The organism is Gordonia sp. Z-3 (genome assembly GCF_036233855.1).
Lineage (GTDB): Bacteria > Actinomycetota > Actinomycetes > Mycobacteriales > Mycobacteriaceae > Gordonia > Gordonia tangerina.
Genome location: NZ_JAZARS010000003.1, coordinates 242,629 through 268,049, shown reverse-complemented (window position 1 = coordinate 268,049; position 25,421 = coordinate 242,629). Strand labels below are relative to the sequence as shown.

The window sequence follows — 25,421 nt, the reverse complement described above, 5'->3', positions numbered from 1 at the left end:
CGGGTGGTGTCTCGGGTTACTCGATCAGCGGAGGTACAGGTCAGGCGCCGGCGAGTTCGAGTTCTTCTTCGATCGCGGCTTCGAGCCGTTCGCGCAGGTCCGGGACGCCGATCTTGGCGATGACCTCGCGGAAGAAGCCCCGGATCACCAGGCGACGCGCCTGATCCTCGGGGATGCCGCGGGCCTGCAGATAGAACAGCTGTTCGTCGTCGAAACGTCCGGTGGCGCTGGCATGTCCGGCGCCGACGATCTCTCCGGTCTCGATCTCGAGGTTCGGTACCGAGTCGGCGCGGGCGTTATCTGTCAGCACCAGGTTGCGGTTGAGCTCGAAGGTGTCGGTGCCCTCGGCTTCCGCACGGATCAGGACGTCACCGATCCACACGGTGTGGGCTTCGCGGGTGCGATCGCCGGTCGTATCACCTTGCAGCGCACCCTTGTACACCACATTCGAGCGGCAGTGCGGCTGACTGTGGTCGACGAGTAGACGCTGCTCGAGGTGCTGGCCGGCGTCGGCGAAGTAGAGGCCCCACAGTTCGACGTCGCCACCTGGTGCGTCGTAGTGCACCACCGGCGAGAGCCGGACCAGATTGCCACCGAGGCTGACGGCGAAATGACGAATCGTCGAGTCACGACCCGCACGCACATGGTGGGCGGCGACATGCACGGCATCGTCGGCCCAGTCGTGCACGTTCACCACGGTCAACGATGCCTGGTCACCAACGACGAACTCGACGTTCTCCGCGTAGGTGCCGCTGCCCTTCTGGTCGAGGACCACCACGGCGCGGGCGAACGGTTCGAGCCGGATCTGGATGTGACCGAAGGCCACCTCGTCGACGCCCGGCCCGGTCACGGTCAGCGTGATCGGGTCGGTGTGATCGACCTCCTTGCCGACGGTGACCACGGTGGCCTGAGTAAACGACGTGTACGCCTGCGCTGCGATGCGATCGAACGGGACGCCGCCGTCGCCGAGCCGCGCGTCGTCGCGCCCTACGGTCTGCACCGAGACGCCGTCACCGGCGCCCTCGACCGTGACCTGCGCTTCGGCGGTGCGGGTGGCCTTGCCGTCGTGCAGTCCGCGCAGGCGGCGGAACGGCGTGAACCGCCAGACCTCTTCGCGCGGGCTAGGGATCTCGAAAGCGTCGACGTCGAACGAGGTGAACATCTCACCCTTGTTGACGGCCGTCGTGGTCAGTCCGGGGGTGCCGGCAGTGCTGTTGGTTGCCGGGCTGCCGGTCGTCGGAATAGTCGGATCGGCCATCAGCCGACGGCTCCTTCCATCTGCAGTTCGATGAGGCGGTTGAGTTCGAGGGCGTACTCCATCGGGAGTTCCTTGGCGATCGGCTCGACGAATCCGCGCACCACCATGGCCATCGCCTCGTCCTCGGTGAGGCCACGGCTCATGAGGTAGAAGAGCTGATCGTCGCTCACCTTGGAGACGGTGGCCTCGTGGCCCATGGTCACGTCGTCCTCACGGATGTCGACGTACGGGTAGGTGTCGCTGCGGGAGATCGTGTCGACCAGCAGCGCATCGCATTTCACCGTGGACCGACTGCCGTGGGCACCGTTGTTGACCTTGATCAGGCCGCGGTACGAGGCTCGCCCGCCGCCGCGCGCAACGGACTTGGAAACGATGTTGCTCGACGTGTTCGGGGCCAGATGCACCATCTTGGAGCCGGTGTCCTGATGCTGCCCCTCACCGGCGAACGCGACCGAGAGGACCTCGCCCTTGGCGTGCTCACCGGTCAGCCACACGGCCGGGTACTTCATGGTGACCTTGGACCCGATGTTGCCGTCGATCCACTCCATGGTGGCGCCGGCCTCGGCCTTGGCACGCTTGGTGACCAGGTTGTAGACGTTGTTCGACCAGTTTTGGATGGTCGTGTAGCGGCAGCGTCCGCCCTTCTTCACAATGATTTCGACGACCGCCGAGTGCAGCGAGTCGGTCTTGTAGATCGGCGCGGTGCAACCCTCGACGTAGTGCACGTAGGCACCCTCGTCGACGATGATCAGCGTCCGCTCGAACTGCCCCATGTTCTCGGTGTTGATGCGGAAGTAGGCCTGCAGCGGGATGTCGACGTGCACGCCCGGCGGCACATAGATGAACGAACCACCCGACCACACCGCGGTGTTGAGCGCGGAGAACTTGTTGTCCCCGGCCGGGATGACCGAGCCGAAGTACTCCTGGAAGATCTCCGGATGCTCACGCAGTCCGGTGTCGGTGTCCATGAAGATGACGCCCTGCTCCTCCAGGTCCTCGCGGATCTGGTGGTAGACCACCTCCGACTCGTACTGGGCTGCGACGCCGGCGACCAGACGCTGCTTCTCGGCCTCCGGGATGCCCAGCTTGTCGTAGGTGTTCTTGATGTCCTCGGGCAGGTCGTCCCAGCTCGCCGCCTGCTTCTCCGTGGAGCGGACGAAGTACTTGATGTTGTCGAAGTCGATCCCGTCGAGGTCGCCGCCCCAGTGCGGCATCGGCTTGCGATCGAAGATGCGCAGCGCCTTGAGTCGCTGCTCGAGCATCCACTCCGGCTCGTTCTTCTTGCCGGAGATGTCGGCGACGACGGCATCGGACAAACCGCGCTGCGCGCTGGCGCCGGCGACATCCGAGTCGGCCCAGCCGTAGCCGTAGTTGCCGAGCGACGCGATGGTCTCCTCTTGGGTCAGCGGAGCAGGCTTCGTCGGTGTTCCGGTATCGGTTGCGGTCGGGTCGGTCACTGTCATCGCGAGGCCTTTCGACTCGTCTTCTGTGTTCGAGCGGATGCGGGCTGTGCATCACTCGCTTGCGTCGTGGTGGTCCCGGACGGGACCTGGGCACTCTCCGGCGGAGGGTGCAGCGGCACGTGGGTGGTGCACGCGCAGTCGCCGTTGGCGATGGTCGCCAGACGTTGCACGTGCGTGCCGAGGAGTTCGGTGAACACCGCGGTCTCGGCTTCACACAGTTCGGGGAACTCGGTGGCGACATGTGCGACCGGGCAGTGATGCTGGCAGATCTGCATCCCGGTACCCACCTGACGCGTGTTGGCCGAGAACCCGGCGCTGGTGAGCGCGTCGGCGATCTCGTTGACCGTGTCCGCGACCGAACCGGATTCCTGCGCGGGCACGACGTCGGCCACGATCTCCTCCACACGATCGCGCGCGAACTCCTCGACCGCCGCCTCGCCGCCGACGGCGCGCAGTCGGCGCATCGCCGCACCCGCGAGATCGTCATAGGCGTGCCGCAACTTGCCCCGGCCGGTGGCCGTGAGCTGGAACCACTTGGCCGGTCTTCCCCGGCCGCGGTGAGCTCGGCCGAAGCCCGACGACGAGGTCTCGACGTCACCGGCGTCGGTGAGCGCCTCCAGATGGCGGCGCACACCGGCAGCGCTTATCCCCAACCGATCGGCGATCTCCGAAGCGGTCAAGGGTCCGTCTTCGACCAGCAGTGACACCACCGCAGCACGGGTCTGGCCATCGGGATGACCGAGGCCGGCCGCTCCCCCGTCCACGGGGGCGGCATGCGCTGCTGATCGCAGCGTCGTATCGCTCCGCATGGTTTTCACAACACAAGTGTGACGTAATTGCTTCCCCGGTGCCAGCAAGGGTCGCCTTAGTGTGGTGAATCCGACCGGTTCGCGCCCCGTCTGTCTGTGGCGGATCCGCCGCGACCACCCGGGGCATTAGAGTCGTCGGCGTGCCAGACACCACAGTGACGGGTGGTCGGGCCCGTTCGCTGGGTCCGCGCCTGCGGGGGGCAGTGGACTACCTCGGCCTGCGCCGGTCCCGCCCCCGCCGAGACAACGGCGCCGCCGATGACGCCACCGAACGGCGCGGCGACTACGGCAGGACGGTCGCCCGGCTCCATGACGACGAGCGCGAAGTCGGCCCGCTCAACGAAGCGGAGAACCGTCGGCTGCTGCGCATCAAGCTGTTCGGCGCCACCGGGTCGGTTCTGCTGCTGATCGGTTCGCTCGGCACGGGCGCGATTCCCGTGCTGCAGAACCCGGTGGCCGGTATGCGGGTGCTCTCGCTGCCCTCCCGCATGTGGAGCACGGCGCTGACCTTGTCGATCGGCGGCACCATCATGCTCGTGGTGGCATGGCTGCTGATCGGCCGATTCGCCGTCGGACGGTTCGGTGTGGAGGTCCTGCACGGACGCAGCCCCGACCGTCGGATGACCCGCCGACAAGCCGACCGCACCCTGATGCTGTGGATCGCGCCGATCATCGTCGCACCGCCACTGCTGTCCAAGGACATCTACTCGTATCTGGCACAGAGCGCGATCGCGTTCCGAGGGATGGACCCCTACGTGATCAGCCCGGTGCGCGGCCTCGGGGTCGACCACGTACTGACGCGGTCGGTGCCCAACCTGTGGCGCGACACCCCGGCCCCCTATGGCCCCCTGTTCCTCTGGCTCGGCAAGGGCATCACCGCTGTGACCGGGGAGAACATCACCGCTGCGATCTTTTTGCATCGGCTGCTGGCGTTGGTGGGCATCGCGCTGATCGTGTGGGCACTGCCTCGGCTGGCCCGCCGCTGCGGGGTGTCCTCGGTGGCCGCGCTGTGGCTCGGTGCGATGAACCCGTTGCTGATCCTGCATCTCGTCGGCGGCATCCACAACGAAGCCCTGATGCTCGGCATGATGCTGGTGGGTCTCGAACTGTGCTTCCGCGCCATCTACGGCAGCGATCGATTACGCAGACCCGGGTCGATCTGGCCATCGTCGGCGGGTTGGATCCTGATCGCCGGCACCGCGGTGATCTCCGCGTCGGCCATGGTGAAGGTGACGTCGATGCTGGCACTCGGGTTCGTCGGCATCGCGCTCGCCCAACGCTGGGGCGCGTACCTGCCCGCGCTGCGTCACGCACCGGTGCGCCAGTGGTGGGATCGATCGCGTCGATCCATCGCCGCGCTCGCTGCCTCGGCGGCCACCCTGGCCGGTGTGCTGGTGACGGTGATGGTGGGCATCTGCGTCGGTACCGGCCTCGGGTTCGGCTGGACCAGCACCCTGTCCACCGGCGACGTGGTGCGTTCCTGGATGTCGATGCCGACCTTGCTGTCGGTCACCACCGGCCGGCTCGGCGTCGCATTGGGTCTCGGCGATCAGACGCAGGCGATCCTGGAGGTCGGTCGACCGTTGGGCCAACTGATCGCCGCGGTGTTCATCGTCCGATGGATGCTCGCCTGCCTCGGCGGACGGCTGCATCCACTCGGCGCACTCGGTGTGTCAATGGCCACAGTGGTCGTCTTCTTCCCGTTCGTGCAGGCCTGGTATCTCCTGTGGGCGGTCATCCCACTGGCAGCGTGGGCGACCCGCCCGTGGTTCCGCATCACCACCATCGCGGTATCGGCGATCATCGCCATCGTGGTGATGCCCACCAGCTCCAACACCAGCGGAGTGGTTCTGGCACAAGGACTTCTCGCCGGCGTGATCATGGTCGCGGTGATGACCGCCTTGTTCTTCGAGGATCTGCCGATCCAGCGCTGGTGGCGGGCGCGGCGCGGCGCCCACCGCGACCGGGAGTCGGCACGAGACGATGCGCACACCGGCTGAACCGACGCGATTCCTCGGTTCGACGCAATTTTTGGCCGACGGCCCCCTCCGCATACTCTGGCGGGTGTGCACGGCACGACGATGCGGGAGCGGTACCACGGCGATGATCGGCGAGATGAGCAACGGTCGGCCGACGGTCGCCCGATGAACACCGATCGCGCCGCGAGGACCACACCGGCTCTGCACGTCACCGGCCTGGTCAAGAGATACGGCACGCACACCGCGGTCGACGGCCTCGACCTCCACCTCGCGCCCGGCTCGATCCTCGCGCTGCTCGGGCCGAACGGTGCCGGGAAAACCACCACCGTCGAGGTCTGCGAGGGCTTTCTGACCGCCGACGCCGGCTCCGTCCGAGTGCTGGGCCTCGACCCCATCGAGAACAACGATGAACTGCGGCGGCGCATCGGCGTCATGTTGCAGGGCGGTGGCGCGTACCCGGGCGCGCGGGCCGAGGAGATGCTCCGACTCTGCGCGTCCTACAGCGCCGACCCCGTCGATCCCGGCTGGTTGCTGGACGTGCTGGGTCTCGCCGATTGCGCGCGGACACCATTTCGTCGACTCTCCGGTGGCCAGCAACAACGGCTGTCACTGGCGTGCGCGATCGTCGGACGACCGGAGTTGGTCTTCCTGGACGAACCGACCGCGGGCCTCGACGCCCACGCCCGGATCCTGGTGTGGGAACTGATCGATCGCCTGCGCAGCGATGGGGTGGCGGTGCTGTTGACCACACATCTGATGGATGAGGCCGAGGAGCTCGCCGACGACGTGGTGATCATCGACCACGGTCGGGTGGTCGCCGCCGGGACACCTGCCGACCTCACCAGCCGCGGCGCCGAGAACGAATTGCGATTCTCCGCACCCCGCGGCCTCGACGTCTCACTTCTGCTGCTGGCATTGCCCGAGGGCTATCGCTGTACGGAGACGGCGCCGGGCAGCTATCTGGTCCGGGGGCCGGTGAGTCCGCAGGTCCTGGCGACCGTCACCGCGTGGTTCGCGAAGATCGATGTGCTCGCCACCGATCTGCGGGTGGAGACCCGCAGCCTGTCGGACGTGTTCCTCGACCTGACCGGGCGGGCGCTGCGCTCATGACCACCGCCGCCAATCGGTTCGCCCCCGGCACGTTCGCACCTCGCCCACGCGCGTCATCGCTGCCGACGATCCTCGTCGCGCAGTCGCGGATGGAACTGAAGCTGCTGCTGCGTAACGGCGAGCAATTGCTGCTCACCATGTTCATCCCGATCACGCTGCTGGTAGGGCTGTGCCTGCTGCCGTTGGACACTGACCTCGGCGCGTCGACGGCCGAACGGGCGACCACGTTCGTCCCGGCCATCATGACGGTTGCGGTGATGTCGACGGCCTTCACCGGCCAGGCGATCGCCCTGGGCTTCGACCGACGGTACGGCGCGCTCAAACGACTGGGCGCCACACCGATCCCCCGCTGGGGCATCATCGCGGGCAAGTCGATCGCGGTCGTGCTCGTGGTCGCCCTGCAGGCCGTCATCCTCGGGGCCATCGGTCTCGCATTCGGCTGGCGACCATCGGCGCTCGGCATCGTCCTCGGAGCGCTTGTCATCGCGGTCGGGACCATCACCTTCTCGGCGCTCGGCCTGCTGCTGGGCGGCACACTGAAGGCCGAGGTCGTGCTGGCGCTGGGCAACCTGCTGTGGTTCGCGATGGTCGGTGTCGGCAGCTTGGTGGTGATGGGTGATCGGGTTCCCGACGCGATGCAGTGGATCGCCCGCGCCGTCCCATCCGGCGCATTGACCGAAGCCCTCGGCCAGGCGACCGCGGGTTCGATCGATTTCTTCGGCATAGGTGTATTGCTCGCATGGGCGGCGGTGGCCGCTGTGCCCGCGGTGAGGTGGTTCCGGTTCGAATGACAACGTCCAACACGCGGCCGGCCGGATCGGCTGCCGATCCTTCGACAACCGAGACATCGGCGACCGAGACGTCGGCATCGACATCCGACCGGCCCGGCAGGTTCACGCGGGTTCCGGGCTTCGGGCACCCGACCGCTCGTTTCGTGTGGCTGTGGAGCATCGCACTGCTGGTCGCAAACGTCGGGATCGTCGCGACCGGCGGCGCCGTCCGACTGACCGGTTCCGGACTCGGATGTCCCACCTGGCCGCGCTGTACCGACGATTCGTTCGTACCCCACGGCGCATTGGGCATGCACGGGGTGATCGAGTTCGGCAATCGCATGCTCACCTGGGTACTGGTGGTGATCGCGATCGCCACCTTCACCGCTGTGTACCGATACGCCCGCTCCGAGCGCCGCGACCGCTGGCTCGCCGCACTCCTCGCCCTCGGCATCCCTTTTCAGGGCGTCATCGGCGGGATCACCGTGCTGACCCAGCTGAACCCCTGGGTCGTCTCGCTGCACTTCGTGTTGTCGATGGTGCTGGTCTCCGGTGCGACGGTGCTGGTGTACCGGATGCGTCCGCGGACCGCTGCAACACCGGTCGCCGACCTCGCGTCACGTCTGGGGCATCGGCTCGCGTGGCTGCAATATCTCGTGGTGTGGGTGGTCATCTATCTCGGCACCGTGGTCACCGGTTCCGGTCCGCATGCAGGTGATGCCGACGCCCCCCGTAACGGGTTGGCACCCGACAACGCCACCCAGCTACACGCCGACGGGGTCTTCGTACTCATCGGTCTTGCCGTGGCGCTCGCGGTGGTCACCCACCTGATGCGCCAGCCCGAACGCCGAACGGCCGATGTGGTGCTCGGATTGATCACCCTGCAGGGTGTGCTGGGTGTCGTCCAGTACAACACCGGTCTGCCGATCGCCCTGGTGATCGCGCACATGACGGTGAGCGCGTTGCTGCTCATCGCCGCCACGTGGATGATCCTGCGGTTCGGCGACCGTCCACGGCCGGTGGACCGGGAATCGGTGCACGACGACGGGGAGGTGTCGGCCACCGCCGGCACCCTGCGGGCCGAGCGTCGCCGCTAGAGCGCCCGCAAGGCCCGCGCCGGAACGCAGACCGCGAACCTCACAGAATCGCCCGATTACGCGGCTTCGGGAAGCGCTTCTGGTTGGCCACCCAACCCGCCATCTTCGTGTAGTGCGACGGTGAGACATTCGCCGCCGACGTGAGGTCACGGTCCCACTCTGCGGTCTCGAGACCGTCCACCGCCGCAACCACGACGTGGGCCACGGCCATGTCGGACACCACGCGGTCGCCGAGGATGCCTCCGCTCTCACCGACCAGCGTGATGCGTACCCCGGCTGCGCCGATCGGCTGCAAAACCACCTTCGCCGAACCCCCCTCGCGTTCGACGAAGCCCTTGATGGACGCGACGACGTCGTTCGGCACCTCGACGGCGGGGGCGGAGGCGTCGACGGAATCGGTTGCGGGCTGATCGCTCATGGTGCTTGAGCATACCGGTGCCCACCCGCCGTGATGTCGACCCACCGGTGGCCGGCACGCTGCGCATGGCACGCGCGATCACCTCTCGGCCGATGGGGTACAACGGTGCCATGCGTGCAATCCAGGTGGTCCGCCACGGCGGCCCCGACGTCCTCGATTTCGGCACCGTCGATGACCCCATACCCGCACCGGGAGAGGTCATCGTGCGCACCGCCGCGGTCGGGGTCAACTTCATCGACACCTACCTGCGCCGCGGCCTCTACCCGTCGGTGCCGCCGTATGTGCCCGGCACGGAGGGCGCCGGCGAGGTGACCGCGGTCGGCGCCGACGTCGACGATGTGGTCGTCGGACAACGGGTGTGCTGGGTCGACGCGCCGGGCAGCTATGCCGAACTGGTCGCGGTGCCCGCCGCCCGCGCTGTGCCGATCCCGGACGGGGTGGCCGACGATGTCGCCGGATCGGCCATGCTCCGCGGACTCACCGCGCACTACCTACTCGACGGGAGTGCTCGACCGGCCACGGGTGAGACCGTGCTGATCCATGCCGGCGCCGGCGGAGTCGGTCTGATCCTGACGCAGATGGCCAAGCGTCGTGGCCTGCGGGTGATCACGACAGTGTCCTCGGACGACAAGGAGACCCTCTCCCGAGCGGCAGGCGCCGATCACGTGGTGCGATACGGCGACGCGCTGGCCGAGGAAGTTCGGTCACTCACCGACGGCCGCGGGGTGTCGGTGGCCTATGACGGTGTGGGGGCCGACACCTTCGAACAATCGCTGGCATCGACCGCGGTACGCGGCATCATCGTGCTCTTCGGCGCGGCGTCCGGACCGGTTCCGCCGTTTGATCTGCAGCGTCTGAATCCGGCCGGTTCGCTGTCGGTCACCCGGCCGACCCTGGGGCACTTCATAGCCGACACCGAAGAACTGCGTTGGCGCGCCGGCGAGTTCCTGGGTGCTGTCGCAGACGGTGACATCGACATCCGGGTGGGACAGCGCCATCGCCTCGCCGACGCCGCCGAGGCACACCGGGCGCTGGAGTCACGCCTGACCACGGGAACGACCGTGCTGATCCCGGGCTGACCCCGGTCTGGGCGCCACCGCCCGGCGACTGATGCCGACCGGCGAGGATGCGGAGGGGTCAGAAGTAGCTGGTGATCAGCGGCAGGTTCACCACCGCATCGATGGCGAGACCGCAGAACAGGATGGCGAGATACTCGTTGGATTGCAGGAAGATCTTCAAAGGCGCCACTTCGGCACCGGCCCGGGTCTCCCTGTACAGCTTGTGCACACGGCTGGCAAACCAGCCGCCGGAGAGCACCGCGACCGCAGCGTAGATCCAACTCGTGCCGGCGATCAGCGCAAGCGAACTGAGCACCGTCGCCCAGGTGTAGAGGACCATCTGGCGGGTGACGCGCTCCTCGGTGGCGATCACCGGCAGCATCGGCACGCCGGCCGCCCGGTAATCCTCCTTGTAGCGCATCGCCAGCGCCCAGGTGTGTGGCGGTGTCCAGAAGAAGATCACCAAGAACAGCACGATCGGCTGCCAGCCGATGGATCCGGTCACCGCTGCCCAGCCGACGAGGGTCGGCATACATCCGGCGGCCCCGCCCCACACCACGTTCTGCCAGGTGCGACGCTTGAGGATCATCGTGTAGACGCCTACGTAGAACGCGATGGTCGCGGTGACCAGCAGCGCACTGAGCAGATTCGCCGCCGACCACAGCACCGCAAACGACGCGATCCACAGCACGATGCCGAAGATCAGCGCGTTGCGCGTGGTCACGGCGTGACGCGCCAGCGGCCGGCGCGCGGTGCGCTTCATCTTCTGGTCGATGTCGGCGTCGGCCACCATGTTCAGGGTGTTGGCACTGCCCGCGCCGAGCCAGCCACCCAAGAGGGTGGCGGCGATCAACGCGATGTCGACGTGGCCACGGTCGGCCTGCAGCATCACCGGGATCGTGGCCACCAACAGAAGCTCGATGACCCGCGGTTTGGTGAGCGCGACGTAGGCGAGCACCGTCGCCTTCGACCGGGCCAAGAACGAGTCCCCCGCGGCGGCTGGTGCCGGCGCGACCGACCCATGGGACCCGCGGGATGCAGCGGACAGATCTCCGCTCACACGTTCCCCAATCCTCACGGCCTCTCCTCGTCTGCCCCGACGACGTCGGAGCACGGCGGATTCGGATACTTCGGCGCGGAACTCGACGAGGGGCTACTACAGAGCATGGTAGACGGTGGGTCGGGCGATCGAAGAATCGCCTCCCGGGTCCATTCGGGCAACTCGACGCGCAGTCGCACAGCGAGGGCGACTAGGCTTGACGACGTGGCTGCCGTACTCGCGGCCGGTGTGGTTGCACCCCGCCATCGTGGCGACGTCGCCGACAGGGCGATGGTCGTGCGAATCACACCGTCGAGCACCTTGTGGACTTGTACATACTGTTGATGGCAGGACCAGACAACCTGCGATCGGATCGCACCGACTAGGCACAGGAGACACCACGACCGTGGCGCTGACAGATGACATTCGCGCGTTGACCCAGCCGGCTTACCCCGACGATTGGACCGACGTGGACACCCGCGCGGTCGACACCGTGCGGGTACTGGCCGCCGACGCCGTCCAGAAATGCGGAAGTGGCCATCCCGGCACCGCGATGAGTCTCGCTCCCCTGGCCTACACGCTGTTCCAGCGTGTGATGCGCCACGACCCCGCCGACACCGAGTGGGTCGGGCGCGACCGCTTCGTGCTGTCCTGCGGCCATTCGAGCCTCACCCTTTACATCCAGCTGTATCTCGGCGGATTCGGCCTCGAATTGGCCGATCTCGAGGCGCTGCGCACCTTCAAATCCAAGACCCCGGGCCACCCGGAGTTCCGGCACACCCGTGGCGTCGAGATCACCACCGGACCGCTCGGACAGGGCTTGGCGTCGGCGGTGGGCATGGCGATGGCCGCTCGCCGCGAACGGGGTCTGTTCGATCCCGAGCCGGCGTGGGGTGAGAGCCCGTTCGATCACTACATCTACGTGGTGGCCTCCGACGGCGACATCGAAGAGGGCGTCACTTCCGAGGCGTCGTCGCTGGCGGGTACCCAACAACTGGGGAACCTGATCCTGTTCTACGACGACAACGAGATCTCGATCGAACACGGCACCAGCATCGCGCTCTCCGAGGACACCGCCAAGCGCTACGAGGCATACGGCTGGCACGTCCAGGTCGTCGAGGGCGGCGAGGACGTGGCCGCCATCGAGGCCGCGGTCGCCGAGGCCAAATCGGTCACCGACCGACCGTCGATCATCCTGCTGCGCACCATCATCGGCTACCCGGCACCCACCAAGATGAACACCGGTGGCGTGCACGGCTCGGCGTTGGGTGCCGAGGAGGTTGCGGCGACCAAGAAGATCCTCGGTTTCGACCCCGACAAGTCCTTCGAGGTGAGCGACGAGGTCATCTCGCACACCCGCGGTCTCGTCGACCGCGGTCGGGCGGCGCACCAGGAATGGGAGTCGTCGTTCAACGCGTGGGTCGAACGCGAACCGGCGCGCAAAGAGCTGTTCGATCGGGTCAGCCAGGACCGGCTACCCGCCGGCTGGTCCGACGTGCTGCCCAGCTGGGAACCCGGCGGCTCGGTCGCCACCCGATCCGCATCCGGTGACGTGCTCAACGCCGTGGCCCCCGTGCTGCCCGAACTCTGGGGCGGTTCGGCCGACCTCGCAGGCAGCAACAACACGACCATGAAGGGCGCGAAGTCCTTCGGACCGACCTCGATCTCCAACGCCGACTGGGATGCCGAGCCCTACGGGCGGACGCTGCACTTCGGCATCCGGGAGCACGCCATGGGTTCGATCCTGTCCGGCATCGTGCTGCATGGACCGACCCGCGCCTACGGTGGCACCTTCCTGCAGTTCAGTGACTACATGCGTCCGGCGGTCCGGTTGGCCTCGCTGATGGACATCGATCCGATCTATGTGTGGACCCACGATTCCATCGGGCTCGGCGAGGACGGACCCACCCACCAGCCGATCGAACACCTGTCGGCCCTGCGCGCCATCCCGAATCTCAGCGTGGTCCGTCCGGCCGATGCGAACGAGACCGCGTTCGCGTGGAAGACGGTGCTGGAGAAGTCCAGCAGCAGCGGACCGGTCGGTCTGTGCCTGACCCGCCAGAAGGTCGGGGTGTTGGAGAACACCTCGGCCCAGGGCGTAGAGAAGGGCGGCTACGTCCTCGTCGAGGCATCCACACCCGTCCCCGACGTGATCCTCATCGCCACCGGCTCGGAGGTCGAGATCGCCGTCGCCGCCGGCCAGAAGCTGGAGGCGCAGGGCATCGGCGCGCGGGTCGTATCCATGCCATGCGTCGAGTGGTTCGAAAGTCAGGACCAGAACTACCGCGATCAGGTACTGCCGCCGACGGTCAAGGCGCGCGTTTCGGTGGAGGCCGGTATCGCCATGTCGTGGCACAAGATCGTGGGCGGCTTCGGCGAATGCGTTTCACTCGAGCACTACGGGGAATCCGCCGACTACCAGACGCTGTACACCGAGTTCGGCATCACACCCGACGCCACCGTCGCCGCCGCACAACGCTCGATCGCCAACGTGAAGGGATAGCAGCATGACTCAGAACGCAAAGCTGGCAGAACTGTCCGAGGCCGGCGTCTCGGTCTGGCTCGACGACCTGTCCCGAGAACTGATCTCCTCCGGTGGCCTCAAGGAACTGGTCGAGACCAAATCCGTCGTCGGAGTCACCACGAATCCATCCATCTTCCAGGCGGCCCTGTCGAAGGGAACCGCCTACGACGGCCAGGTCAACGAGCTGGCCGCGCGCGGAGCCGACGTCGACGCGACGATCCGGACCGTCACCACCGACGACGTACGCAACGCCTGCGACGTGCTCGCACCGGTGTTCGAGGAGTCCGACGGCGTCGACGGGCGCGTGTCGATCGAAGTGGATCCGCGACTGGCCCACGAAACCGACGCCACCGTCGCACAGGCCGTCGAACTGTGGAAGATCGTCGACCGGCCCAACCTGCTGATCAAGATCCCCGCCACCAAGGCCGGACTGCCCGCGATCACCCGCACCCTGGCCGAGGGCATCAGCGTGAACGTGACGCTGATCTTCTCGGTGGAGCGGTACAAGGAGGTGATGGACGCCTACCTGGACGGCCTCGACGCGGCCGCCGCAGCGGGCCATGACCTCTCGACCATCCATTCGGTCGCCTCGTTCTTCGTCTCGCGGGTCGACACCGAGGTCGACAAGCGTCTCGATGCCATCGGTACCCCGGCCGCCACCGACCTCAAGGGCAAAGCCGCACTGGCCAACGCACGACTCGCCTATCAGGCCTATCAGGAGGTCTTCGAGGTCGAGTCCCGCTTCCCCGACCTTCTCGCGCAGGGCGCCCGCCCACAGCGTGCCCTGTGGGCGTCGACCGGGGTGAAGAATCCCGACTACCCCGACACCCTGTATGTCAGCGAACTCGTCGCCCCCAACACGGTGAACACCATGCCGGGCAAGACGATGGATGCGTTCGCCGATCACGGCTGGGTCAACACCGGATCCATCGTCGGCCTGGCGAACGAGTCGCAAGAGGTCTTCGACAGTCTCGCCGCTGTCGGCATCGACGTCGCCGACGTCTTCAAGGTCCTCGAGGACGAGGGCGTGGAGAAATTCGAGGTGTCGTGGAACGAGTTGCTCGACGCCACCGCCGAGCAGCTCACGGCCGCGAAGGGCTGACCGCGCGTGCCCGGCGGCGGTACCACCTGGAACAACCCGCTCCGCGATCCCCAGGACAAGCGGCTGCCACGGATCGCGGGCCCGTGCAGCCTGATCATTTTCGGCGTGACGGGCGACCTCGCCCGCAAGAAGTTGATGCCGGCGGTCTACGACCTCGCCAATCGGGGTCTGCTACCGCCGTCGTTCGCGCTTGTCGGTTTCGCTCGGCGCGACTGGGACGACGAGGACTTCGCCAAGGTCGTCCATGACGCGGTGCGCGATCACGCACGCACGGGGTTCCGCGAGGAGGTGTGGGAGCGACTCGCCGAAGGCTTCCGGTTCGTCCAGGGTGCCTTCGACGACGACAGCGCGTTCGACCGCCTCAAGGAAACCCTGGAAGGACTCGACAAGGAACGCGGCACCGACGGCAACCACGCGTTCTACCTGTCGATCCCGCCCAAGGCCTTCCCCACGGTCTGCGAGCAGCTGGACCGCAGCGGCCTGGCCAAGGAAGACGGCGACCACTGGCGTCGCGTGGTGATCGAGAAGCCGTTCGGACACGACCTGGAATCGGCCAAGGAACTCAACGCGATCGTCAACGGGGTGTTCCCCGAGTCGTCGGTCTTCCGGATCGACCACTACCTCGGCAAGGAGACGGTGCAGAACATCTTGGCGTTGCGCTTCGCCAACCAGATGTTCGATCCGCTGTGGAGTTCGCATTACGTCGACCACGTGCAGATCACCATGGCCGAGGACATCGGACTCGGCGGCCGCGCCGGCTACTACGACGGCATCGGCGCAGCACGTGACGTGATCCAGAATCATCTGCTGCAGCTGATGGCGCTGGTCGCCATGGAGGAACCGATCTCCTTCGAACCCAAGCAACTGCAGGACGAGAAAATCAAGGTGCTCGCGGCGACCCGCAACATCGAGCCGCTCGACGAAAACACCGCGCGAGGGCAGTACGGCGGTGGCTGGCAGGGCAGCCAGAAGGTGCCGGGACTGCTCGATGAGGAGGGCTTCGCGAAGGACTCGACCACCGAGACCTTCGCCGCGATCGCCCTCGAGGTGGACTCCCGACGCTGGGCCGGTGTCCCGTTCTACCTGCGCACCGGCAAACGCCTCGGACGCCGCGTCACCGAGATCGCACTCGTGTTCAAACGGGCTCCCCATCTGCCGTTCGACAAGACCATGACCGAGGAACTCAGCCAGAACGCGCTGGTCATCCGAGTACAGCCGGACGAAGGGATCACCCTTCGGTTCGGGTCCAAGGTGCCGGCGTCGAGCATGGAGGTCCGCGACGTCAACATGGACTTCAGCTACGGCACCGCGTTCACCGAGGCGTCGCCGGAGGCCTACGAGCGACTGATCTTGGACGTGTTGCTCGGTGAGCCGTCGCTCTTCCCGGTCAACGAAGAAGTCGAACTCTCCTGGAAAATACTCGACCCGGTCATAGAACACTGGGCCGAGTCCGGCACGCCCGACACCTACGAGTCGGGGACCTGGGGCCCGGCGTCCGCCGACGAGATGATGTCGCGCGTCGGCCGAACCTGGCGCCGACCATGACCGCGACGCCCGTGCATCCGCCGGTAGACCAACGACAGAATGGCTGACGATGATCGTCGAGTTGCCCAACACCTCCACCACCGATGTCGCGAAGAAAATCGTCGAAGTCCGGGAGGCCGGCGGCGCCATCAGTCTCGGTCGCGTGCTCACGCTGGTCGTGTGTGCCGAACACGGCGAACCCACCGAAGGTGCCATCGAGGCCGCGATCGGTGCCAGCAGTGAGCATCCGAGCCGAGTGATCGTGGTGACCCGCGGCGATCGCTCTGCCGACTCCCGGCTCGATGCCGAGATTCGGGTGGGTGGCGACGCCGGGGCGTCGGAAGTGGTGCTGCTCTCGCTACAGGGTGAACTCGCCGATCACCCGCGCTCGGTGGTCACCCCGTTCCTGTTGCCCGACACACCGGTTGTCGTGTGGTGGCCCGGCGAGGCGCCCACTGCGCCGGCATCCGATCCGATGGGTTCACTCGGGCGCCGTCGCATCCTCGACGCCAACCGGTGTGCCAATCCCAAGACGGTGCTTGCCCGGCGGTTGGCCACGTACTCGCCGGGTGACACCGATCTCGCCTGGACGCAGATCACCCATTGGCGGGCCCTGCTGGCCTCGGCAGCGGATCGACCGCCGCACACGCCGCTCACCGAGGTCGTGGTGGCAGGCCCCGCCGACTCCCCCGGCATCGACCTGCTCGCGGGCTGGCTACGGTCGGCGCTGTCGGTGCCGACCCGGCGGACCGTGGGAAGCTTCGAGGTCCGTCTGATGCGCGAAGACGGCCCGACCGTCCTCTCGCTCGACATGAACAACAACGCTGTGCTGAGCATGCCGGGCAAACCCGACGGGCGCGTCGCGATGACCCGCCGCGAACTGCCTCTTCTGCTGGCCGAGGAACTACGTCGCCTCGACACCGACGACGTCTACGCACTGGCACTGCAGGGTGTGGTGGACGTGGAGTTCGAAGGACAGGCGGTCGCCTGATGATTCCGGAAACCCTGGTGTTCGACGACAAGAGCGACCTGGTCGCGACCGCGTCCAGTCGATTCGTGGATCTGGTCACCAAGGCCCAGGCCGACCACGGTGTCGCCTCGGTCGTGTTGACCGGCGGCAGCAACGGGATAGCGATCCTGCGTGCGTTGGCGGCCGACAGCGGTGACGTCGACTGGTCACGGATCGAGTTGTTCTGGGGCGACGACCGATTCGTGCCCGCCGACGACCCGGAGCGCAACTACGGACAGGCGCGCGAGGCGTTGCTCGATCATGTTCCGGTCGACCCGGCGCGAGTGCACGCCATGGCACCGTCGGATGGCGAGTTCGGCGATGACATCGAGGCCGCCGCCGCCTCGTACGCATCGGTGTTGACGCGGACCAGTGCCGGCCGTGTGCCGCATTTCGATCTGCACCTGCTCGGGATGGGCGGTGAGGGTCACATCAACTCGCTGTTCCCGCACACCGCGGCCACCGCCGAGACCGAGAAGATTGTTGTCCCCGTGGAAGACTCGCCCAAGCCGCCACCCCGACGCATCACCCTGACGCTCCCCGTGGTCAACCGCAGCAAGGCGGTGTGGTTTCTGGTTGCCGGCGAGGACAAGGCCGAGGCGGTCGCGGCAGCCCACACCGGCGCGCACGCAGCCGACTGGCCCTGCGCCGGTGCGCACGGAACCGACGAGACGGTCTGGTTCCTGGATCGTCCCGCCGCGTCGCGCCTCTGAGGCGGTCGTCGTCGGGCCATGCTCTTCGCATGGACCAACTGGGCGGCCGGCGGGTACACGTCGTCAGGCCCCGGTCACGTCACGAAGCGATGAGCGGCGTTGCCGGTGAGCCCAGGTGAGACACCCTCGCACAATCGAATCGGATGATCGTAGAACTCCTCGTCGAGGGGTAGGAATCCGATCGGTTCCTCGTCGGCAACACTGCGAAGTCTGTCGGCCAGCTCGCGTTCGACCCCTTCGATGGTGGACGCATTCACGTCGCGCGCCTGGGTGATGAGATGCGGACGGAGTGCGGACATCCCGGTGTACCAGAGGGTTCCGTGCAGCGTAGGCCACAGCACGTCCTCGATGTCGCCGCTGATCCCGCGCGGGCCGAGGCTACCGGGACGGTCGCCGGCGGTGACGATCGTCAGCGCACGTCGTCCGACCAACCCGCCGTCGCCGTACTTTCGGGCTCGCCCCGTGGCCGGATCCATCACGTCGTAGGCGAAACCGCGCTCGAAGACCCGGTCGATCCATCCCTTCATGATCGCCGGCATGCCGTACCACCAGAGCGGGAACTGCAGCACGACGAGGTCGGCATCGGCCAGTTTGCGCTGTTCGGTTTCGACGTCGGCCCCGCCCTCCTCGCGCAGAACCGGGTCCCAGTCCATCGCGTAGAGATCGGATTCGGTCACCTGCCACCCCTCGGCGTGCAGAGCCCGCACACCGAATTGATGGAGATGGCAGTTGAGGGACCCGCGATCGGGATGTGCACTCACCCACAAGGCCTTCATGCCGGGTGCAACACAGACAACCGACTCCCGCATTCCGCGCGAGGGAACCGCCTGCGCCGGTCGGGGCGCCCAGTCAACAAGAATCAGTGCCCAATCGACGGGAAAGGCGCCCAGTCGACGGGCCGGGGACTAGCCCGAGTTGCGTAGGGCGGTGGCGAGGCCGTTCATCGTCAGCTGGATCCCGCGGCGTATCCGTGGCTCGTCGTCACCGGCACGGAACCGGCGCAGCAGCTCGATCTGCAACAAGTTGAGCGGCTCCAGATACGGGAACCGGTTGTACACCGAGCGTTTCAGCGCCGAGTTGTCCGACAGCAGGTCCTCGGTACCGGTGATCTTCGCGCACATCGCGATGGTGCGTTCGTGTTCGTCGACGATCATCCCGAACACCGTGTCGCGTAGGTCCTCGTCCTCGACGAGCTGGGCGTAGCGGTGCGCCAGTCCCATATCGGACTTCGCGAGCACCTGCGCCATATTGGATATGACGGTGCGGAAAAACGGCCAGGTCTCGTAGTAGCGGCGCAAGGTTTCCAAACGCTTCTCGTCGTCGCCCACCCATTGTTCGAAGGCAGAACCGGTGCCGTACCACCCGGGCAGCATCACCCGCGATTGCGTCCAGGACAGCACCCACGGGATGGCCCGCAGATCGGAGATCTTCTCGGTCTGCTTACGCGACGCCGGCCGGCTGCCGATGTTCAGCGCGCCGATCTCCGACAACGGTGTCGACGTGGTGAAGTACTCCACGAAGCCGGGCGTCTCGTGAACCAACTTGCTGTAGGCGGAACGTGCGAGGGCCGCGATCTCGTCCATGTTGCTGTAGACGTCCTCGGATTCGTCGCCGAGTCCTTCCACATCGAGCAGCGACGACTCTATGGTCGCTGCCAGCAAGGTCTCCAGATTTCGTTCGGCCAGGACGGGTTCGGCGTACTTGGCCGCGATGATCTCGCCCTGCTCGGTGATTCGCAGAGAACCCTGCACGGCTCCGGGCGGTTGCGCGAGGATGGCGTCGTAACTCGGGCCACCACCGCGCCCGACGGTGCCACCACGTCCGTGGAACAGTCGCAGTCGGATTCCGGCCTTCTCGGCCGCCTCCACCAGGTCGAGTTCGCCGCGGTACAACGCCCAGTTCGCGGCCATGTACCCGCCGTCCTTGTTCGAGTCGGAGTAGCCGAGCATCACCTCCTGCATACCGGCCTGACCTTCGACGAGGTCGCGATAGAGGGGGATGTCGAGTGCCGCCAGTAGTGTCTCGGCCCCTTGCTGCAGATCCTCGATGGTCTCGAACAGCGGCACGATACGCACCGACGACGACAGCTTTCCGGTCTCCGGATCCAGATCGATCAATCCGGCTTCCTTCAGCAGGATCATCGGCTCGAGCATGTCGCTCACCGACGTACACATGCTGATGACGTAGTTCGGCACCGACTCGGGGCCGAACATATTGACGGCCTTGGCGGCTGCCCGCACGATGTCGAGTTCCTTGGTCGCGAGCTCGCTGAGCTCCGCGTCCAGTCGGGTGAGCGGACGTCGTGCGGTGAGCTCGCGTGTCAGGATCTCCACCCGTTGCGCCTCGTCGAGTGAGGCATAGTCCGGGTGCACGCCGGCCCATGCGAGCAACTCGGCAACGACCTCTTCGTGCATGTCGGAGTTCTGCCGCATGTCCAGGCCGGATAGGTTGAAACCGAAGGTACGGACCGCTTCTCGCAGCATGAGCAGGCGGTCGTCGGCGATGATGTCGTCGTGGGTGGATCGCAGCGCGGCGTCCACGATGTCCAGCTCGGCGAGCAGTTCGTCTGCGTCGGAATACGGCTCGGCCCCGTCGAGCTCGAAGAGATCCGATGCCTTCATGACCTCCTCACCGAACATGTGGACCGCGGTGGCCACGAGACGAGATCGGATCTTGCCCAAGGCGAGTCGGAACGGCTCGTCGGCTGCGGGATCGGCCCGGTCGACTCCCCCGAGTTCATAAATCCGGTCGTCGGGCGACATGAGGCGCGTCGACATGCTCAGTTCTTCGGCCAACAGGCGCAGTTCCGACAAGTGGTGACCGATGGCCGTACGCGCCGCGAGGGTGGTGGCCATCTCCACGATCTCCCCGGTGACGAAGGGATTGCCGTCGCGGTCGCCACCGATCCAGGAACCCATCCGCAGCATCGGATCGTCGTCGAGCCCGGCGTCGGGGTACGCGCTGCGCAGCGCCGCACGGACACCTGTGTTGATCTTGGGTACCACCTCGAAGAAGGAGGCGTCGTAATACCGCAGGCCGGAGCGGATCTCGTCCTTGATGTTGAGTCGCTCGAGACGGATCAGCGCCGTCTGCCACAGGGTCAGGATCTGCCGGCGGAGGCCTTCGAGCACCTCGGCCTCTTCGGCCGGCGTCAGTTCTGTCCGGCTGCGGAAACGCATGAGTTCGGTGATGCGGTTCTGAGCTTCGAACACGGTGCGGCGGCGCGTCTCGGTCGGATGAGCGGTGATGACCGGCACCACCGTCGCGTCCGCCAGCGCCTTGCCCACCTGAGCATCGGTCAGCCCGGCTTCGGCCAGCTTTGCGTAGGTTGCCGCCAGGGTGCTGTCCTGGGGCGGATCGCCCGCTCGCACATGGATGGCGCGCCGCCGTTCGCGGTGGATGTCCTCGGCGAGATTGGCCAGCAGGGCGAAGTTGCAGAACGCACGGATCACGGGCATGGCAACCGACAGGTCGACATCGGCGAACATGTCGGCGAGGGTGTCGCGATCGATCTCCGCGCGACGGATGCGGAATGCGGCGATCCGCGCGTTCTCGACCAGATCGAAGACCTCGTCGCCCGAGTGTTCGCGAACCATGTCACCCAGCAGGCCGCCGAGCAGGCGGATGTCCTCACGCAGTGGCTCGGTGAGAGCGCGGCCCTCGTCGTCGATGATGATGTGGTCGGCGATTGTCATCGTGGGACGCCACGCAGGCGCTCCGGCGGACCGAGTGGACTCAGACGAGATCGATTCGCTCATGAGGTCAGTATCCCGGTATTCAGACGGTGCGTCATCTCGGGGCGCGTCGGGGCGCGTCGGCCCGGCGGCCGGTATCGGGCACCGTGGCGGGCGCGGTCAGCGCGAAAACGGCGACCCATACCTCCGCACTGATGCGGAAAGGCAGGGTCGCCGAATGTTTCGACGTCTGATCGTCAGGAAAGTTTGATGTCGACTCCGATGCCGATGATGAAGATGAACCAGATGATGCCGACGAAGACGGTCAGCCGATCCAGGTTGCGCTCGACGACGCTCGAACCGGACAGACTCGACTGCACACCGCCACCGAACAGCGACGACAAGCCACCGCCCTTACCGCGGTGCAGCAACACCAGCACCACCATCAACACGCTGGTGATGACCAATCCGATGTCGAGTGCGAGCTTCACGTGTAGTCAGTCCTGTTCGGTCGGTGCAAAGCAACTGTGGCAGGTCGCGCGGAGCGTCGAACTCCGCACAACCTGCCACAGTCTACGCGCTCGTCGCCGGTGCTCAGAGAATGGGGTGAGGGGGGTCAGCGGAACCAACCCCTGCCGCCCTCAGGAGGCCCGGAGCTTGCGAGCAGGAGCCGTCACGGCAGTGGCCCGCCGGCCGCGATGGCCGACAATGTCGCGAACTCGTCGGATTTCAGCGACGCACCGCCGACGAGGGCTCCGTCGACATCGGTCTGGCCGACGATGTCGCCGACGTTCTTCGCGTTCACCGAGCCGCCGTACAGCACCCGAACCGAGTCTGCGGTCGCATCGTCCGAGATTTCGGCGAGTGCACCCCGCACGGCCGAGCACACCTCCTGGGCGTCCTGCGCGCTGGCCACTCGCCCCGTGCCGATGGCCCACACCGGCTCGTACGCGATGACCACCTTGCCGATCTCCTCGGCCGACAAACCCGCCAACGACCCCTTGAGTTGGGTGACGTTGTATGCGACGTGTTCGCCCGCCTCCCGGATGTCGAGACCCTCACCGATGCACACGATCGGCGTCAGGCCGTGCTTGAGCGCCGCCTTGGTCTTGGCCAGGACGACCTCGTCGGTCTCGGCATGCATGGTGCGACGCTCGGAGTGTCCGACGACGACATAGGTGCACCCCAGCTTGGCCAGGAAGGCACCGCTGATCTCACCGGTATATGCCCCCGAATCGTGTGCCGACAGATCCTGCGCACCATAGGTGAGCAGCAACTTGTCGCCGTCCACGACGGTCTGGACGCTCCGGATGTCGGTGAACGGCGGGATGACCGTCACATCGACCTTGTCGAAGTACTTCGCGGGCAAGGCGAACGCGATCTTCTGGACGAGCGCGATGGCCTCCAGATGATTCAGGTTCATCTTCCAGTTGCCCGCAATGAGCGGTGTACGCGCCATCAGCTCTCCAGCACTTTCAGTCCGGGCAGCTCCTTGCCCTCGAGATACTCCAGGGATGCCCCGCCACCGGTCGAGATGTGCGAGAAATCGCTGTCGGGCAGACCCAGGGTGCGCACGGCGGCCGCCGAGTCGCCGCCGCCGACAACCGTGAACGCGCCGCCCTTGGTGGTCGCCGCGATCGCTTCGGCGACCCCGCGGGTACCCGATGCGAACTTCTCGAACTCGAACACGCCCGAAGGCCCGTTCCAGAACACCGTCTCGGCTCCGGAGAGCACCGCGGTGAAACGTTTGACCGATTCGGGTCCGATGTCCAGACCCATCCACCCCTCCGGGATCTCTGTTACGGAGACCGTCTTCGCCTCGGCGTCGGCGGCGAACTTGTCGGCCACCACCACGTCGACCGGCAGCCGGATCACGTCACCGAACTGCTCGAGCAGGCCCTTGCAGGTGTCGATCTGATCTTCCTGCAGCAGCGAGTTGCCCACCGAGTGTCCCTGCGCGGCAAGGAAGGTGAACGCCATGCCGCCACCGATGACCAGGGTGTCGACCTTCGGGGCCAGCGCTTCGATGACGCCGAGTTTGTCCGACACCTTCGACCCGCCCAGGACGACCGCATACGGCCGCGCCACCTCGTGGGTCAGCTTGGACAACACGTCCACCTCGGCCGCCACGAGCTTGCCGGCGTAGTGCGGCAAGAGCTTCGCGACGTCGTACACCGACGCCTGCTTGCGATGCACCACACCGAAGCCATCGGAGACGAAGGCACCGTCGTCGCCGACCAACTCGACGAGCGCCTTGGCCAGCGCTTCCCGTTCGGTCTCGTCCTTGGAGGTCTCGCGCGGATCGAAACGCACGTTCTCCAGCAGCAGGACATCGCCGTCGGTGAGGCCTTCGGCCCGGGCGAGCGCATCGGTTCCGACCACATCGCCGGCCAACTGCACGTTGCGGCCGAGTTCGGCGCCGAGTCGCTCGGCCACCGGGGCCAGCGAGAACTTCGGATCCGGTTCGCCCTTCGGACGACCGAGATGCGCGGTGATGATGACCTTTGCACCGGCATCGACCAGTGCCGACAAGGTCGGCAGGGAGGCCAGGATGCGGCCCGGGTCGGTGATCGTGGTTCCGTCGAGCGGAACGTTGAAATCCGACCGGACCAGCACTCCCCGACCCGAAACGCCTTCTTCCAGAAGGTCTTTCAGTGTGGGTACGCCCATGGTGGCGTTGCTCCTAGTGACTCGAGGGCGATTACAGCGACTTGCTGACGAGACCGGTCAGGTCAACCAGGCGGTTGGAGTAGCCCCACTCGTTGTCGTACCAGGAGACAGCCTTGACCTGGTTGCCGATGACCTTGGTGAGGCCGGCGTCGTAGAGCGACGAGTGCGGATCGGTGACGATGTCGCTGGAGACGATCGGCGCGTCGTAGTACTTCAGGATGCCCTTGAGCGGTCCCTCGGCAGCAGCCTTCATCGCAGCGTTGATCTCGTCGGCGGTCGCGGACTTCTCCAGGATCGCGGTGAGGTCGGTGACCGAGCCGGTCGGGATCGGCACGCGCAGGGCGTAACCGTCGAGCTTGCCGAGCAGTTCGGGCAGCACCAGGCCGATGGCCTTGGCCGCACCGGTGGAGGTCGGGACCACGTTCAGCGCGGCGGCGCGGGCGCGGCGCAAATCCTTGTGCGGGCCGTCCTGCAGGTTCTGGTCCTGGGTGTAGGCGTGCACGGTGGTCATCAGGCCGGAGACGATGCCGAACTCGTCGTTGAGCACCTTGGCGAACGGGCCGAGGCAGTTGGTGGTGCACGAAGCATTGGAGATGATGTTCTGGCTGCCGTCGTACTTGTCGTCGTTGACGCCCATCACGATGGTGATGTCCTCGTTCTTGGCGGGCGCGGAGATGATGACCTTCTTGGCACCGGCGTCGAGATGCCCCTTGGCCTTGGTGCCGTCGGTGAAGATGCCGGTCGACTCGACCACGACATCGACGCCGAGATCACCCCACGGGAGTGCCGACGGGCCCTCCTTGATCGCCATCGCCTTGATCTTCTTGTCGCCGACGACGATGGTGTCCTCACCCTCGAGGCTGACGTCCTCCGGGAGGCGGCCGAGGATGGAGTCGAACTTGAGCAGATGAGCGAGTGTCGCGTTGTCGGTCAGGTCGTTGACCGCGACGATCTCGATGTCGGTGGTACCCAAAGCCTTCTGTGCTTCCACGGCGCGGAAGAAGTTGCGGCCGATCCGGCCGAATCCGTTAACGCCTACCCGAACAGTCACTGTTGTGCTCCTTAGCGGTATTCATCATCAAGGCCTGCGGCCGCAAACAGGGGCGACATTCACGATGGTGAACATCACCCGTGGCCCACCTCAGCCTAGTAGGAGGCTCACCGAACAGCATGCGATGGGTACGAATCGCCCGACACGCGGGTT

The 25,421-nt window shown here is 66.4% G+C and carries 21 protein-coding genes; 10 read left to right on the top strand and 11 right to left on the bottom strand.

The window, feature by feature from the left end; all coding sequences use genetic code 11:
* Nucleotides 1-40: 40 nt before the first annotated feature.
* The 3 genes from sufD to VX037_RS04850 are packed head-to-tail and all read right to left on the bottom strand — an operon-like array spanning nucleotide 41 to nucleotide 3,530.
* Complete coding sequence (gene sufD / locus VX037_RS04860; protein WP_287014804.1) at nucleotides 41-1,258, bottom strand: Fe-S cluster assembly protein SufD; 1,218 nt, start codon at nucleotides 1,256-1,258, stop codon at nucleotides 41-43.
* Nucleotides 1,258-2,721 carry a Fe-S cluster assembly protein SufB gene (gene sufB / locus VX037_RS04855; RefSeq protein WP_266062209.1) on the bottom strand — a complete coding sequence of 488 codons (1,464 nt, stop codon included), beginning with the start codon at nucleotides 2,719-2,721 and terminating at the stop codon, nucleotides 1,258-1,260. Before sufB ends, sufD begins: the two co-directional genes overlap by 1 nt.
* On the bottom strand, nucleotides 2,718-3,530 hold the full coding sequence (locus tag VX037_RS04850) for a helix-turn-helix transcriptional regulator (RefSeq protein ID WP_235722358.1): 813 nt from the start codon (nucleotides 3,528-3,530) through the stop codon (nucleotides 2,718-2,720). The genes sufB and VX037_RS04850 overlap by 4 nt, the downstream gene beginning before the upstream one ends.
* Nucleotides 3,531-3,721: 191 nt before the next feature.
* On the opposite strand from VX037_RS04850, the gene mptB reads away from it, so the two are divergent.
* From mptB to VX037_RS04830, 4 genes are all read left to right on the top strand, one after another.
* On the top strand, nucleotides 3,722-5,530 hold the full coding sequence (gene mptB, locus VX037_RS04845; protein WP_442903637.1) for a polyprenol phosphomannose-dependent alpha 1,6 mannosyltransferase MptB: 1,809 nt from the start codon (nucleotides 3,722-3,724) through the stop codon (nucleotides 5,528-5,530).
* A 144-nt stretch (nucleotides 5,531-5,674) separates the two neighbouring features.
* Nucleotides 5,675-6,619: an ABC transporter ATP-binding protein gene (locus VX037_RS04840; protein WP_235722046.1), complete on the top strand. Its 945-nt coding sequence runs from the start codon at nucleotides 5,675-5,677 to the stop codon at nucleotides 6,617-6,619.
* Entirely contained in the window at nucleotides 6,616-7,410 is a 795-nt protein-coding gene (locus VX037_RS04835) for an ABC transporter permease (protein WP_328713394.1), read from the top strand. The genes VX037_RS04840 and VX037_RS04835 overlap by 4 nt, the downstream gene beginning before the upstream one ends.
* The gene (locus VX037_RS04830; protein WP_328713393.1) at nucleotides 7,407-8,486 is read left to right on the top strand and encodes a COX15/CtaA family protein; all 1,080 of its coding nucleotides are present in this window, start codon (nucleotides 7,407-7,409) and stop codon (nucleotides 8,484-8,486) included. The genes VX037_RS04835 and VX037_RS04830 overlap by 4 nt, the downstream gene beginning before the upstream one ends.
* A gap of 40 nt (nucleotides 8,487-8,526) precedes the next feature.
* On the opposite strand, the gene VX037_RS04825 is transcribed toward VX037_RS04830, so the two are convergent.
* A complete protein-coding gene (locus tag VX037_RS04825) occupies nucleotides 8,527-8,904 on the bottom strand; it encodes a hypothetical protein (protein ID WP_328713392.1) in 378 nt (125 codons plus the stop codon).
* Between the two features lie 110 nt (nucleotides 8,905-9,014).
* Between VX037_RS04825 and VX037_RS04820 the strand changes: the two genes are divergently transcribed.
* Entirely contained in the window at nucleotides 9,015-9,983 is a 969-nt protein-coding gene (locus tag VX037_RS04820; RefSeq protein WP_266062247.1) for a quinone oxidoreductase family protein, read from the top strand.
* Nucleotides 9,984-10,041: 58 nt separating this feature from the next.
* Here VX037_RS04820 and VX037_RS04815 read toward each other — a convergent pair whose 3' ends face one another.
* On the bottom strand, nucleotides 10,042-11,022 hold the full coding sequence (locus tag VX037_RS04815) for a heme o synthase (protein ID WP_372474963.1): 981 nt from the start codon (nucleotides 11,020-11,022) through the stop codon (nucleotides 10,042-10,044).
* A gap of 385 nt (nucleotides 11,023-11,407) precedes the next feature.
* On the opposite strand from VX037_RS04815, the gene tkt reads away from it, so the two are divergent.
* From tkt to pgl, 5 genes are read left to right on the top strand one after another with little or no spacing between them, the layout of a single operon-like run.
* Nucleotides 11,408-13,504, top strand: a complete 2,097-nt coding sequence (gene tkt, locus VX037_RS04810) for a transketolase (RefSeq protein WP_235722051.1) — start codon at nucleotides 11,408-11,410, stop codon at nucleotides 13,502-13,504.
* Nucleotides 13,505-13,508: 4 nt separating this feature from the next.
* On the top strand, nucleotides 13,509-14,627 hold the full coding sequence (tal, locus tag VX037_RS04805) for a transaldolase (RefSeq protein WP_235722052.1): 1,119 nt from the start codon (nucleotides 13,509-13,511) through the stop codon (nucleotides 14,625-14,627).
* A gap of 6 nt (nucleotides 14,628-14,633) precedes the next feature.
* Nucleotides 14,634-16,172: a glucose-6-phosphate dehydrogenase gene (zwf, locus tag VX037_RS04800; protein ID WP_235722053.1), complete on the top strand. Its 1,539-nt coding sequence runs from the start codon at nucleotides 14,634-14,636 to the stop codon at nucleotides 16,170-16,172.
* Between the two features lie 49 nt (nucleotides 16,173-16,221).
* Complete coding sequence (locus tag VX037_RS04795; protein ID WP_235722054.1) at nucleotides 16,222-17,142, top strand: glucose-6-phosphate dehydrogenase assembly protein OpcA; 921 nt, start codon at nucleotides 16,222-16,224, stop codon at nucleotides 17,140-17,142.
* Nucleotides 17,142-17,873 carry a 6-phosphogluconolactonase gene (gene pgl / locus VX037_RS04790; RefSeq protein ID WP_235722055.1) on the top strand — a complete coding sequence of 244 codons (732 nt, stop codon included), beginning with the start codon at nucleotides 17,142-17,144 and terminating at the stop codon, nucleotides 17,871-17,873. The genes VX037_RS04795 and pgl overlap by 1 nt, the downstream gene beginning before the upstream one ends.
* Nucleotides 17,874-17,947: 74 nt before the next feature.
* On the opposite strand, the gene VX037_RS04785 is transcribed toward pgl, so the two are convergent.
* The 6 genes from VX037_RS04785 to gap form a co-directional block, all read right to left on the bottom strand.
* Nucleotides 17,948-18,649 carry an NAD(P)H-dependent oxidoreductase gene (locus tag VX037_RS04785; protein WP_268899909.1) on the bottom strand — a complete coding sequence of 234 codons (702 nt, stop codon included), beginning with the start codon at nucleotides 18,647-18,649 and terminating at the stop codon, nucleotides 17,948-17,950.
* Between the two features lie 129 nt (nucleotides 18,650-18,778).
* The gene (ppc, locus tag VX037_RS04780; protein ID WP_266062195.1) at nucleotides 18,779-21,631 is read right to left on the bottom strand and encodes a phosphoenolpyruvate carboxylase; all 2,853 of its coding nucleotides are present in this window, start codon (nucleotides 21,629-21,631) and stop codon (nucleotides 18,779-18,781) included.
* Nucleotides 21,632-21,804: 173 nt separating this feature from the next.
* Entirely contained in the window at nucleotides 21,805-22,038 is a 234-nt protein-coding gene (secG, locus tag VX037_RS04775; RefSeq protein WP_235722058.1) for a preprotein translocase subunit SecG, read from the bottom strand.
* Nucleotides 22,039-22,220: 182 nt separating this feature from the next.
* Nucleotides 22,221-23,009, bottom strand: coding sequence for a triose-phosphate isomerase (tpiA, locus tag VX037_RS04770; RefSeq protein WP_328713469.1), 789 nt, complete (start codon nucleotides 23,007-23,009; stop codon nucleotides 22,221-22,223).
* Nucleotides 23,006-24,217, bottom strand: coding sequence for a phosphoglycerate kinase (locus tag VX037_RS04765; RefSeq protein ID WP_235722059.1), 1,212 nt, complete (start codon nucleotides 24,215-24,217; stop codon nucleotides 23,006-23,008). The genes tpiA and VX037_RS04765 overlap by 4 nt, the downstream gene beginning before the upstream one ends.
* A 31-nt stretch (nucleotides 24,218-24,248) precedes the next feature.
* A complete protein-coding gene (gene gap, locus VX037_RS04760; protein WP_235722060.1) occupies nucleotides 24,249-25,268 on the bottom strand; it encodes a type I glyceraldehyde-3-phosphate dehydrogenase in 1,020 nt (339 codons plus the stop codon).
* Nucleotides 25,269-25,421: the final 153 nt, after the last annotated feature.